Source organism: Paenibacillus terreus (assembly GCF_042138595.1).
GTDB classification, from domain to species: Bacteria; Bacillota; Bacilli; order Paenibacillales; family Paenibacillaceae; genus Paenibacillus; species Paenibacillus terreus.
Window position 1 is genome coordinate 56,965 of the sequence record NZ_JBHIRX010000025.1, and the last position, 12,700, is coordinate 69,664.

The window sequence follows — 12,700 nt, forward strand, 5'->3', positions numbered from 1 at the left end:
TCATCCTCCCGTTTTAAATGGACGAGAGGGAATTACCTTCCATACCTTCCTCGATCGCGATTCCGCTTCTTGTTTTGCCATTCCTTTTCAGCATCGTGTCTTTGAGCCGCTTTATTAGCACGTTCTACTGCATGGAAGGCTTCCTTCAAGATGCCAAATGCAGGGTCCAAATTACGGTCTTTATGAACGCCTGCCATTTCAGAAGGACTTAGGCTATTCCCTTGGTCCTGGAATACAGGCGATTCGATTTGATTATTTGCTCTGGTTCTAGCTTGCTGATATGCCTCATCGATCTCAGCCGGCTGCATGACCCTACCGAATCTCTCATTGATGTCTAATATAGCCCTAGCCTCATCGGAGCTGAGGTGATTCGAACCTGGCCATTCAGGATATATGGACCTGACTTTATCAATGTCAGCACGTTTCAGCACATTTTGAGCCTCAACTAGCACATCTCGTTCTGCAAGCAGTTTTTCTTTGGCACTAGCAATCTCTTGAAGTTGCGACTGAGTGTAAGACAGAACTTTAGATTTACGTGCTTCAAACTTGTCAGGGTCTTTAAACCCTAGCTCATAGAGCTTATTTCTCGTATCTGCTATTCTCCGTTGTAAGAAGCTTTGACTTTCGCGCTCCTGCTTATTAAATAAGCTTTTAAAAGAGCTGGCTTCCTGAAGATTCCGCTCCCATTGTTCGAGGTTTTTAAAATACAGCTCGCCCAGCTCAAAAGGTTTCAGGTTAGCGCGCAGCTGCCCTTCTTGGGTCTCCAGTTGACCAAGCTTTTGCTTCAGCTGTTCGAGACTCTTCTGCACTGTCTGTAAATCGACAGGCTGTTGAATAACATGTTCAGCATCAGAGACCGAACGGCGTTCTTCTGGGTGAAGCAGCATTTTTTGCTGAAGGCTTTCCTTTTCACGGCGATATTTCTCCAGATAAAGGATTTGGGCATTATGCTCCCGAATCCGCCGATTAATTTCCCCGCGATCGGTATCGACGCCTCTTTGCTCTATAGCCCGCGAAATCGGCCCCTCATGAATGGTAGGCAGCCGATCGGTGACGCCCTGGTCAATAAAGCTCCGATGATCTATACGTTCATCAATCCCAGCACGTTCAAGAGCCCGGTTTGCGTGAACGGACCATTGTTCTCGCCATGTTTGCAGAAGAGCCCGATCGTTCCATTCCCGGTTTTTCTTGCCGAATCCCTCTGGAGTAATTTCCCGTGTAGTAAGCATGATATGTACATGCGGGTTACCAGGGTCATTCAAATGGATACCTAGATCAGCAATCATCCCACGATCTACAAACTGCTCTTGGCAAAACCCTTTGATCAGCTGCTCTTGTTGCTCATAACTAAGCTCGACCGGAAGAGATACCTCAATCTCGCGACATACTTGGGCATCCTTTCGCTTCTCAGCCGTTTCCACGGCATTCCATAGTTCTTGGCGATTATACACCCACTCTGGCGCATCAGCAGGAGCCATGATATGACGAGCAGCTACCCGCTTCTTTTCAAAGTTATGTACTTGTCCCAAACGCTCGTCGAATAGCTTCTCGCCAGCCCGATAGGCAGCTGCAGCTACGGCAGAACGTCCATCGGAACGTGAAATAACTTGCGCCGATAAGTGATAAATCGCCAGCGCAATTCCTCCTTTCCTCTATGCAGTTTGAACTAAAAATGGTTTTCGATTCGCCAAATGATTGATATGCGAATCGTCGATTTGCAAAATTGAAAATGCGTCAAGCTAGTTTCAATATGTTGCAAAATCGAATGCACTGAAATGCCTTCTGGGTTTCGAATCATAGTGAAACTTTGATTCGTCGATTTGAGAGAAAGCAAAACAGCGCAAGCGCATTTTGATTTTCTCAAATCGAATGCTTTTCGGATTGCAAAGGTGAAACCTTTGCCGCACACATTGCAGAGCAATGTATAAGTGCGCCCTTCGGACATATCGCTTCGCTCATGTCCGTGGGACCATAATACCACAATACCCCAATTGTGAGAAGTACTATTTTCCTACATTAGTTCTAGGTATGATATACTACGTGATGACGAAAGGAGGAAAATAAGTGGGTACACAGAAGCGGAAAACGCCGGAGCAAAAGCTGATTGAGATAGAAGAAAAAGTGAAGCAGCTAAAAGCACGTCAACAAAAAATAAAATCTCAAGTATCTCAACAAGAGCGCAAGGCAAGGACAAGACGATTAATTCAAGTTGGTGCCATGTTTGAAAAGTATTTCGAAACTCAAACATTTGACGAGGCCGAGGCATTGGCTAAGAAGCTAAAGCTGAAGATGGATACAGAGGGGATGGGGAGTTAGAAATATATTTGCTCAATATCGTATTTCGGTTTGGAACCCATGGCACTGACTCACTTTAGTTTGAGCATGTAAGCATTAAAGCCTCTTAGTTCTATTCACGAAAGAAAAGGTTCCTCATCTTCATCACTACAACAAGATCAAACGATTAGCAGAAAGAATGTATCATTATGTAACATTTAGTATCGATAAGATACATATAGATACCAATGAAGAAACTGCCTTATGGAGCCTATTTGTGTTCATATTCCTCAATTTACCTTCATTTAAGGAATCTAAAAAAAAGTATCACTATGTATCTAAAAGTAACACATAGATACATAGTGATACTTTAAATAAAAACTTTGAGGTTATCTAGACAAGATGCGCTCATCCACGCGGCTCCTGCCACGAGTTACTGCGCCCCCTAGTTCGGCACTCAGGCCAACACGCCTGGCCGATCCCCCCGGTCTCTCGCGAGACGTTCGGAACATGTTGGAGAACGACGGACTCTTCTCGTCGGATGTGGTACAGGGCCACCGGCGACACGCCGACAATTTATCGCCTTCGGTCGTGGCGCGTACACGAACGCCGACATACCAGGAGAGTTCACCCCGACACACACATTCCATGACACGTGGTTGACCCCTGACGGTCCGTACTCCCCCGATCTTCCCCGCAAGGCAGGACGGTAATCATCCTGCCGATCATCCTGCTCAGGGTATTTGTATATGCTACTCCACTCACCCACTACCTTGTCTCCAAGAAGCCTCCGGACGCCCGCGTACGGTGGTTGGACAACGACCCGAGAACTCCATGTATAGAATCGGCACTGCCTCCCATTGGACGCAAGGTGGCCGGATCGGGCGGGCATTGTCAGCGCTGCTTACCTGGACTGCAGCCACGGTAGGATAAAGCACGTTGTCCAGACCCGTGTGGTCGCGGCGGTCGAACGGACAGCTGATGACGTACACGACAACAGCGTCTCGAAAAGCAACGACGATCGGGAAAGCCATTCTCGCACCGTATCAGCAGTACGCCAATATACGCCCCAGAACCCCATTCCTGACTATCTGTCCACTTAGCCTCCTGCTGGACGACGACTATGTGACATCCTAGCAGAACCAGACCGATATGGCAGGGCAACGCCTCCAGGCATGGTGTTCAGCCCCCTGCCCTTCGTCTACGGCAACCTCGGAACACTCCTGACCTCCAACGCCTCCTCATATGTTCAATTCTCCATAATAGTCGCCGAGTCCGGACTATACCCTCACCATCGTCAGCACGGCCAGGCCATACTGTCCGTCGCTGTTTGTGATGAGACTACCGAGCACCGGTACATCCAAGTGAACGCTTCGCGCCGGCTGCACAGTGCCAGCGTTTCGGTTCCACCCACGAAGCACTGGCGACCGGCCAGACGGGCAACATGCGTTGGCTCGCCTGCCACCGGACGTCATACCTGCCGAAGATAAAAAAAATGGACGGCTTAGCCGTCCATTGAAATATCTATTTTCTAAAAGGATTGAATGGTTTTGTGGAAGACTGCGCAGGGGCTTGGCTCTCCGATGCTGCAGCAGCCTGCTTAGCAAAAGGATTAGCACCCGCTGGCCCTCGTCTTGTTGCTGGGCGGGATGATGTCTCAAGCTTCGCACCCATGTTAAATCCAGAAGCTTTACGTTCTCTCTCTTCCCGTAATTGCTTCAGCTGCTCAGCCTCCTCCCGCAGGTTCTTAGCCCGTTCAGGAAGACCAGCCATATTGGCCATCGTATAAACGATCGCGTGTTTATCACTGTTATGTGTTACTGACCCAGGGTAGAAGTTGATATCTGGCAGCTCGTCCTTCATCTTAGTCCGGATCCGCTCCAAGGTATCTTGATTCAGTCGATGAGTCCACTTTTTAGGCATAACGACGACCAGAGCCATGCTTCGCATATCATTAGCATAGTCAAATCCATTCGCCAAAACGTTCTTACCTTTATATGTGCTGATGATTTCGGCCAACAGATCATCGTCATTGGTGACTTGCTCCAGGTTAATCTTTTTCTTTGCAAACGTGATCACTCCCCCGGCGCGAAGAATGTGATTCATGAGATCCGCAGCATCTACTGTTAATTGGCTCTCCAACGTGGTAAGGACACTCCATTCGTGCAAGATGCTCGCAACCTTATAATTGGAATAAAAATCCCACGTTAGGCCCTTGACCTCTGGATCCTCGATATGCTCTTTTACGATTTTTTCATTATCCAACACAATAAGGGATTCTAGTACTCGATACTCCCTGTTCTCCCCGTCTCTCCGTATTTCTGAGAGCTTAGGAACCAGCTCCGCCATGGCGTTGTATGCGTTTATGCTTTCTACCTCATTCGGCAATGGAAGTGTTGTAATGCTCCCAGCAGGAATACCAAGGAAATCTGCGATAGCATCGACCAGAACATTTACTGAGCCAGTACCGGTACCTCCACCCATAGAATTAATTACAAAAATGAGTTCACATCCACTCATCAATTCCCCGATGGCCTCGAAGATCTCTGCCCCATTTTCCTCAAATGCTTGTCTACCGATGTCAGGGTTTTTACCCACGCCCTGTTCATATCCCTTTAGTGGAAAGCGCAAGCGATTCGGTATATTTCGTAGGCTACTCATATCGCCCAGGTTGGAGTTAACCGCGATACAAGGATAGACTTGCTGGTTATTTCGAGGATTTTTTATTCCAGCAAAGGCATCAGCAATCTTGGAGCCCCCCTGCCCCAAACCAATAACCCCCATCTTCAAACCGACCCCAGCGTTTTTCTGGGTAACAAACCCTTCTAAAGGCCATACACCGTCAATTTTCACCAGTTCCATTAATTGCTGCCCCCTGTTCCATAATGGTTTTTGTAATTTTGCTATCAAATAGTATTGCTGGCGTTCCCTCTATGAGCTCAGCGACGATATCCCGTGCCTGCAGCCCATATGGTGTTAAATAGTAGCAATCCTTCTTGCCAGATCTATGAGAGTCAATAAAAAGAGCACCTTCTAGCATCGCAATGCCTTCTTGAACCACAAAGCGATACTTATTCTCCTTTGCTTCAGGATCCTCGTCAAACTCTACAAATCGGCGCATAATCTCGCTTTTAAACACGTATTCATGTTCCTGAATAATATAAAAGATATCCAGGACTGTGCCTTTCATGATCTTTCTGCAGATCTCATCAATACTGATGAATCCAGAATTGTCCGACATGTTGGCCTCCTTCCTCTTTTTCTACATTTGAGTACATTATCGTGTAGAATTGTGTATCATTTCGCATCATTATGTAACTTTTAGTATCATAGTGATACTAAAAACAGTATACCACTTTTTACCTCGATTTATCAATAGAGACTACTCATCAACATAACAACATGAGTATTCATTAATAAATCATCAATTAGTCATACATTAGCTATTATTCATTGACTATAAACCCATTGATAACAAGGGATTTTTCAACGAAACCATTAGTTATCAATAACCTATATGCTAATCTATCAATTAATGAAATATCAATATGTCCATAATTTTGGATTAGCAATAAATTACCCTTGCTAATCTACTCATAGATTATCGGCTTTCGAACAACTAGTGCCATGACAATTAATAGAAATAGCCCCCAAGTAGGTAGACTATTCATAAACTTTTGGTATATAACTAAGCAAGGAATAATTAATTACTTCTACACAAGTGGCTATTCATTGACTACAATTCATAAGTTAGGTCTAGGTTTGTTATTAGCCATCAACTATTCTTGAAAGGAGTGAGCCTTTTGGAAGAAAATAGTTTTTGGCAGATCACAGAATTTGCTCGTATGCTAGAAAGCCACTTTACGACCGTAAACCATTGGTTCAATGTTCTTGAGAAAAATAGAATTCACTACGTCTCCAGAGCACTAGATGGAAAAAGGGTATATGACAAGCTGGACTTAAAGATCGGTGTGTACATCAAGGCTAAACGGAATGACAAATGGTCCCTAGATGCAATATTCTCGCAGCTGCCGAAAGAGCCTGACATCGAACTCCGACCATTCCCTGATGACTTTAAGGAAGGCGCAGAATTGTCTACAGAGTTGGTTAATCAAGTGGCCACCATGATGCGTCAAGAACTCGAATATGTGCTGCAGCTGCAAGAGGACAAGTTTACCCAGAAGGTAAAAGAAATTACTGAGGCCAATGCCGTACGTGCCCTAGAATCCCGCCAAAAAGATATCACTGACAGAATTACTCTGAATCGGATCCGGACCACGCTCAGAATTGAAGCACTGGAAGAGTGGGGGAAACTGCCGGCATCCGAAAGAATTATTAAGACTGGTCTGTTCCGTAAAGAGGAGGACAGCGTTAAACGAGAAAAATTTATAGCTCAGTATGAATTAGAACATTTTGATGATCGATTACGAAAAGCCTACGAGCTTGATAATTAAAAGGCAGCGTCTCCATGGGGGGATCGCTGCCTTTTAATTACTCATGAAGCTGTTTCAGGAGATCTTCCACGGGTGTTACAATCATATACTCTTTATGGCCATGCTCATCCTCATTCGACCGCATTGTAACTGAAACCGGAATTTCAACTGAGTCCATATAGATAAGCAGGATATATAGCTTGATTTCGTTCCCGTTTGCAGTTTCATTCTGCAGGTGGAAGGAGGAGAGCTTGCCGTAACGTGTGAGCGTATCTCCGAACGTACCCAATTTTTTGTTATAATCAGAAATCGTGTTGTAATCCTTGTAGAAATAGTCTGTCATAACATCTGGATCAAAGAAACTGACAAGCAGGTCATATTGATTGGATTTCGCAAAGCCGAGGAAGTTCCATATTGTCTCCTGCGGGTCCAGAACAACCTCACGGGAATCTATCACCGCGTCAGTTTCTTCAGCTGAACGATTTAGATTAAAGTTATCCGTATTGATATAGGTTTCCGGACGTGGTTCACTCGGCTGTTCCTTGGTCAATGATGTGATTCGATCCCCGATGTGCAAAGAGGTAAGAATTTCCCCCAAACAGATGGCCAAGGCAAAGGCGGCCAAGTACGCTATGGGTTTAATAAACTTCATACTACCGCCCTCCAGGCCGTGTCTTTTCAATATATGGCATTGGATCGACCGTTGCTCCGTTAAAACCAACCTCAAAATGCAAGTGTGGGCCGGTCACCCGACCGGTTGCTCCAATCGCGCCAATCTTTTCACCCGCTTTGACTTTCTCTCCAGGATTCACATCCACACGACTTAAATGACAATAGCGAGTAGTGTATCCATCATCATGCTTCAGCTTTATCCAATTGCCGCAGGCATTACCGTCCGAGGCGCTGCGCACCTGATAGACGACGCCCTTTGACGAAGCTACTACAGTGCTTCCTGATTTGCGGTTCGATATATCCAGTCCTGCATGCAGTTTTCTCTCACCAGTTACCGGGTGAACACGATAACCATAAGGAGAGGTAATCCTTCCGGTACTCGGGACTGGCCAGATGAACACGTTGTCCTCAATAATCTCAGGATCAATTGGTACATACTCTTCATCGTCATCTCCCGTACCTGTTCCTGGTGAACCCGGAGATCCGGATCCATCAGATGGAGTACCAGGAACCCGAGGGGCATCGGGCAGAAACTCGGTGATGTTCTGTTTTATCCACTCAGCGTATTCTATATCTTTTTCTTCAATGCCTTCTTTTTGAAGAACCTCTTCAAGAGTGTAATATCTTTTCTCCTTACGGCACCCGCCACCCTTTTGACAAACAACAACATAATAAATGAATTTCTTCGCAGTGATAGTCAGGGTTTTCTCTTCGGTTACACCTTCAAAAGTACCCTGGGTCATAAGGGCATCATACGCAGCCATATCGGGCCAATCTACACCTTCCATTTGCTCGACATTGACATAACCTTCGTAAAGTTGACGATCTTCAGCTCCTCCGAAGGTTAAAGGCGTAATTACGCCACCAACCACAGATGTGAATAGAAGGCCGATTCCAGCAATCAAGAGGAGGATCAACCCTGCGCAGATAAGGAGAATTTTCTTCCAATGCTTGGCCAGGAACGCTACGCCCTTTTTTATGAGCCAAAGCTTCACGCGATTTCACCTTCAAAATCGTCGTCATCCTTGTCAATGGCCATGATCTCTTTATATGTTTTAGGATCAATGAATGCCAGTTGATCCAGACTGGCCTCGGACTGGATGAATGCTCTTTGATCCTCAGCAATAATGACGCCCCGGCCGCGGCTACTCCGCTTTCTGATAACAGACAGTTCCTTCTCGCTGAGGTTTTCAATCTTCTGAAGCGCCTCGATGTCACTCTTCTTCATGTGCAGATATCTCTTAAAGCTGCTGTTGGCCAGAATCTGTGCGGCATATTCTTGTCCTACAGCCAGGATATCATCAATATTCTGAGTGATGATTTCAATATAGGCATTGTATTTTCGGAACCGTTTATAAAAGTTCACAATATTGACGAGTGTCTGTATTTCCCGTTTGTTCACTAAGCGGTGAGCTTCATCGGCATAGAGGCCTGTTCGTTCATTTCGGTCGCGCTTAAAATCAGACCAAACGTCTTTGAATAGCAGGTCATAGATAGGACGCTGCACTTCCTCTTGCAAGTTGTATATATCCAGGACTGTAAGTTTATTATTCAAATCCCAGGTGGTTTGGCCATTGAATAGACTCTTATATTCGCCGTGTATATGCGGGTCCATAATGTTCAAGACCGTCTCCAATTTGGGCTCTTTCAATGCGAAACGTTCGAATGTCGAAAGTGTAGGAGGCTCATACCCACTTGGCAGATCTTCTACGGTTTCCACGAGTCCATGATGCCTGAATGATTCACGAACTACTCGGCTGACAAGGGAAGCTTCTTCCGGACTCATATCCGGATAGATCCAACGTGTCCATGATACCAGGTCAGATGTTTTCCGGAGCATGTATCGACCGGCATGGGATACGCCATCCTTATTCTCATCATCCTCGTCCAGAATCGTGGATCTGAAATGAAACGGATTGGTGCAATCTTTACCCCCAACCTCAAAATTAATTCGACGGCCATATGGGAATCGATATTCCCGCTCCGGATCAATAACCACTGCGCGGTCCACATTGTTCATCACAATATTTCGGTCAAGCTCTGTTGAAATCATGTAGGTTTTACCAGAACCCGAGCCTCCGAAAGTGACACCGTTGCCGTTGTTATTCTTCTGCCGATCATAACGGTCAATGATGATAAATGACTCATTATCGGGGTTGTAGCCCCAGACGACGCCGGTCTGAGAGGTGATCTCGCTTGCGTCAAAGGGCATTATGGAAGCAATAATGCGACTATGCAGCAGCCAGTAGAATTTTTTCAGAAGCGCGCTATTGTAACATACCGGCAGTGCCAAGAAATACGGATCCAGATAACGGTGATTCAAGGTTTTCGAGCGCATACGATTTGAACGAATTTGCGAGATAATTCGCTTAGTGGCCCGCTCTAATTCCTCCAAACTTTTCTCATAAATGGTGACCATAACGGTCACTTCAAAAGAGGCGTTATCCTGAATTTCTTCAAGGAGCTCTTCCTGGCTCCGTTTCTCCCGATTGTATTTCGAACGGCGATACGCCGGCAATGCCTCCTCCAAGCGAGCTTCCAGGTTGCCGATGGAGTTGGAGATTCCTTTTTCAATATCCGAGGGGTCCCCGGGAACCGCAAAAATGTCCAGCTCCACATTTCCTTTGGAATTGATGATATTTTTGAACCAGCCTGCTTTTTTCATGCCGGCAGGGTAGTACGTGATGACAAAATACCGGTAATACATGCCGTCCACTTCAGTATAATTCTGATCGGGCTTGTAATGGATGTAGGCAGGCAGAATATCATGATCTTGCATTGATTCTTCAAATGGTTGTTCCTGCGATGTGTTCGGATTCATTTTCCGATACAGCAAGTCCTTATAAGCACTTTCATTGAGCTGTACTGCTTTCATATCCTTTGCAGAGAGCTTCTCTTGGATGATTGAAATTTTATTCTTCAGCTCTTCTTTGGCCAGTTCAGCATCGTTGTAGTTGCTTTTCAGAATAATATAAAACCGTTTTTGGTTTTTACTGTTGTTCTTTCGCTGTTGAGTATACTCTTTATAGTTCTGAATACGCTCCAGGAAATATGCGTTATTGGAAGCCTCTGCAGTCTCATCGATGTACTCCTGGTATTTATCCATATTCATCGGTTCTGACGAGACTTTAATCTGCAGAGCCCCTGGGTCAGAGTTCATAATTTCCTGCAGCTGTTCTACAATGTCGCGCAGCTCATCATCCATAAGATTATCCTGGTTGATCGGGGTGATCTTCAGGCAAGCCCGGTAGAAGCCATCTTTCAGCTTCGTGAACTCCTCAACTTTTTTATATGGCATGACGGACTGGACAGATTCTTTGGATGCATTCTCCTTAGTTTTCTTCTTCGTAAAACCGAACATGATTGTTTTCCTCCCACAGATGTATCCTCGGTGTAAAGGAATCCTTTATCCGATTCTGAATGGTTTCAAGCACGGTTTCCCCCTCAATTTCATAAGTAATACACCAGTAGCTTAGACCGCCAAATACAATGGGAATAACGATGGATGGCGGACCAGAAAGAAGCTTGAAGACAACAAAAGCGACCGCTAAAAACGGCAGCCAGATTAAGAACTTCGGACCAGTCAACCCAAATAGCTCAAAACGTGCCTTCACATTACGGGGAATCTTATACTCAAATTGTTGGCCATTCTCGCTCATCGGCTCATAGCCCCCTTAATCATTAAGCGGTAGGCAACAGTTCGACCGGCTCCGACTACAGCTCCGCCGGTACCCGTGCTGTGAATATACTGTTTGATGACAGTTGGGCCCGCGATCATAACAGCAAGGATTCCCATCGCCGTCATCAAGTCCCAAAAATGCGCTCTCTGTATGGTTGCTATTAGATATCCAAGCAGCCAAACCTGCAAGAGTTGAGTAAAAACCACAGCAACCGCTTCCCGGATCCAGGTATTGAACGATTCACCCTTGTCTACCAGCGAAACGGCCAGAAATGGACCAATCACAGCCAGAATTGCAAGCTGTGCCAGACGAATGCCACCAGTGACGGTCAAAATAATAAAGCCAAAACCAAGAATGATGAGGAAGAAAAGCCTCATGATTAGAATGCCTACGCTGTCAATACCGGCTAAAATCCCATGTACCAAGTCACCAGCCATCCTGGAACTCGCACCTTCTGTATACGCCAAGGTTGTATTATCAATTTTAGCCACTACAGGAAGCAAGGCATTATTTGCTGCAAGCAGGACATCCTGCAGGACCCACTGGGAAAGATATATCATGGCCACGGCCTTAATTGCTTGTCCAGCAAGTAGATCCATCGGCTTGCCGCCTTGGCCATATCCTTCGTCTATCATAGATTTGATGATTTCTTTCAAAACATTGAGAGTCAATAGTGACAGAGCAATATACTTCGCAGTTGAAATCGAGTTTCTAACAAAAGCCAGATTTCCTAGATCCGTCGGGGTCGAGATAAAATTCGCAATCCCCGCCAAGCCGTTTGTGATCAAATCCTGCGTTCCTTCCCTTAGCGGTGTCACAAACATCTCTACGAGAATGTCACCCAAACCAAGGGCATATGTTTTGTCCGGAAACAATAAAAATAGACCACATAGAAGCAACGGAAAGACTGCGAGCACCTTATATATTCGATTTTTTTTCATAGGAATTAAAATTTTGGTGCCAGGTATTCATGAAGGAACCAAACAACAATTTGAGCTGCGATTGTCGCAATAGCTATAGCATACATCCATTGTTTTGCCTGTTTTTTGTCTCCCGGATCATTGGATTTCATATATTGGGTTAGAGCAATCAAGAATAAAATTGGCCCTAATACCCAAATCACCCACATAGCAAAATTATAGGCATCATCTGAAATTGACTGAAAACCGCCTAACCCTGAAGGGAGAGATCCACCACCACCCGATGCATGGGCATGCTTCGGTACAGTAGTCAATGCCATCGTTAATAAGCCAAGCGAATACATCATTTTGCGATAAATTTTCATCGCTCCAACAACCTCCATCAAGATTTTTTCCGTTTCATTTTTTCACGACGACAATACTCCCGGATAGCAATCCGAAAGTGCTCCGCTTGTTTGGACCCATCACTTGTAAACTCTCTGATAGTTCTTAGATCCTCCATTGGTATGTAAGTCGTGACTTTTTTCAAACTATTGTCTGAGTCTTCGGGCCCTTTATTGTTCAACAAACGGGCATTTGGCACTATATCCCACCTCCTAAACGGATTATAAGGTATGGTAGATTGACAGACAAGATGTTTTTTCGCTTTGGCGTATTTACACCAAAGAATGTATACCGTTTTATCCTCACAAAGGAAGCAAGTTCATGGTTTACATTGAAT

13 protein-coding genes are annotated in these 12,700 nt (G+C 45.3%); 4 read left to right on the top strand and 9 right to left on the bottom strand.

What is annotated here, in order from left to right:
- Window positions 1-32: 32 nt before the first annotated feature.
- Complete coding sequence (gene mobQ, locus ACE5KN_RS28465; protein ID WP_375533307.1) at window positions 33-1,640, bottom strand: MobQ family relaxase; 1,608 nt, start codon at window positions 1,638-1,640, stop codon at window positions 33-35.
- A gap of 424 nt (window positions 1,641-2,064) precedes the next feature.
- On the opposite strand from mobQ, the gene ACE5KN_RS28470 reads away from it, so the two are divergent.
- The 3 genes from ACE5KN_RS28470 (at window position 2,065) to ACE5KN_RS28480 (ending at window position 3,411) form a co-directional block, all read left to right on the top strand.
- Complete coding sequence (locus tag ACE5KN_RS28470) at window positions 2,065-2,316, top strand: hypothetical protein (protein ID WP_375533260.1); 252 nt, start codon at window positions 2,065-2,067, stop codon at window positions 2,314-2,316.
- Between the two features lie 765 nt (window positions 2,317-3,081).
- Entirely contained in the window at window positions 3,082-3,207 is a 126-nt protein-coding gene (locus ACE5KN_RS28475; protein ID WP_375533261.1) for a hypothetical protein, read from the top strand.
- A gap of 6 nt (window positions 3,208-3,213) precedes the next feature.
- Window positions 3,214-3,411: a hypothetical protein gene (locus ACE5KN_RS28480; RefSeq protein ID WP_375533262.1), complete on the top strand. Its 198-nt coding sequence runs from the start codon at window positions 3,214-3,216 to the stop codon at window positions 3,409-3,411.
- Between the two features lie 387 nt (window positions 3,412-3,798).
- On the opposite strand, the gene ACE5KN_RS28485 is transcribed toward ACE5KN_RS28480, so the two are convergent.
- Together ACE5KN_RS28485 and ACE5KN_RS28490 are read right to left on the bottom strand one after the other, a co-directional pair.
- Window positions 3,799-5,136, bottom strand: a complete 1,338-nt coding sequence (locus tag ACE5KN_RS28485) for an FtsZ/tubulin family protein (protein ID WP_375533263.1) — start codon at window positions 5,134-5,136, stop codon at window positions 3,799-3,801.
- Complete coding sequence (locus tag ACE5KN_RS28490) at window positions 5,117-5,515, bottom strand: hypothetical protein (RefSeq protein WP_375533264.1); 399 nt, start codon at window positions 5,513-5,515, stop codon at window positions 5,117-5,119. The genes ACE5KN_RS28485 and ACE5KN_RS28490 overlap by 20 nt, the downstream gene beginning before the upstream one ends.
- Before the next feature lie 562 nt (window positions 5,516-6,077).
- Here ACE5KN_RS28490 and ACE5KN_RS28495 point away from each other — a divergent pair.
- Window positions 6,078-6,728, top strand: coding sequence for a hypothetical protein (locus ACE5KN_RS28495; protein WP_375533265.1), 651 nt, complete (start codon window positions 6,078-6,080; stop codon window positions 6,726-6,728).
- A gap of 37 nt (window positions 6,729-6,765) precedes the next feature.
- Here the strand turns inward: ACE5KN_RS28495 and ACE5KN_RS28500 are convergent, their stop codons facing one another.
- The 6 genes from ACE5KN_RS28500 to ACE5KN_RS28525 are packed head-to-tail and all read right to left on the bottom strand — an operon-like array spanning window position 6,766 to window position 12,365.
- Complete coding sequence (locus ACE5KN_RS28500; protein WP_375533266.1) at window positions 6,766-7,359, bottom strand: hypothetical protein; 594 nt, start codon at window positions 7,357-7,359, stop codon at window positions 6,766-6,768.
- 1 nt (window position 7,360) lies between these two features.
- On the bottom strand, window positions 7,361-8,374 hold the full coding sequence (locus ACE5KN_RS28505) for a M23 family metallopeptidase (RefSeq protein WP_375533267.1): 1,014 nt from the start codon (window positions 8,372-8,374) through the stop codon (window positions 7,361-7,363).
- Window positions 8,371-10,740, bottom strand: a complete 2,370-nt coding sequence (locus ACE5KN_RS28510; RefSeq protein WP_375533268.1) for a VirB4 family type IV secretion system protein — start codon at window positions 10,738-10,740, stop codon at window positions 8,371-8,373. Before ACE5KN_RS28510 ends, ACE5KN_RS28505 begins: the two co-directional genes overlap by 4 nt.
- Window positions 10,712-11,038 (bottom strand): hypothetical protein, encoded by a 327-nt coding sequence (locus ACE5KN_RS28515; protein WP_375533269.1) that lies wholly within the window; start codon window positions 11,036-11,038, stop codon window positions 10,712-10,714. Before ACE5KN_RS28515 ends, ACE5KN_RS28510 begins: the two co-directional genes overlap by 29 nt.
- The gene (locus ACE5KN_RS28520) at window positions 11,035-12,000 is read right to left on the bottom strand and encodes a conjugal transfer protein TrbL family protein (protein WP_375533270.1); all 966 of its coding nucleotides are present in this window, start codon (window positions 11,998-12,000) and stop codon (window positions 11,035-11,037) included. Before ACE5KN_RS28520 ends, ACE5KN_RS28515 begins: the two co-directional genes overlap by 4 nt.
- 5 nt (window positions 12,001-12,005) lie before the next feature.
- Entirely contained in the window at window positions 12,006-12,365 is a 360-nt protein-coding gene (locus ACE5KN_RS28525; protein ID WP_375533271.1) for a hypothetical protein, read from the bottom strand.
- Window positions 12,366-12,700: the final 335 nt, after the last annotated feature.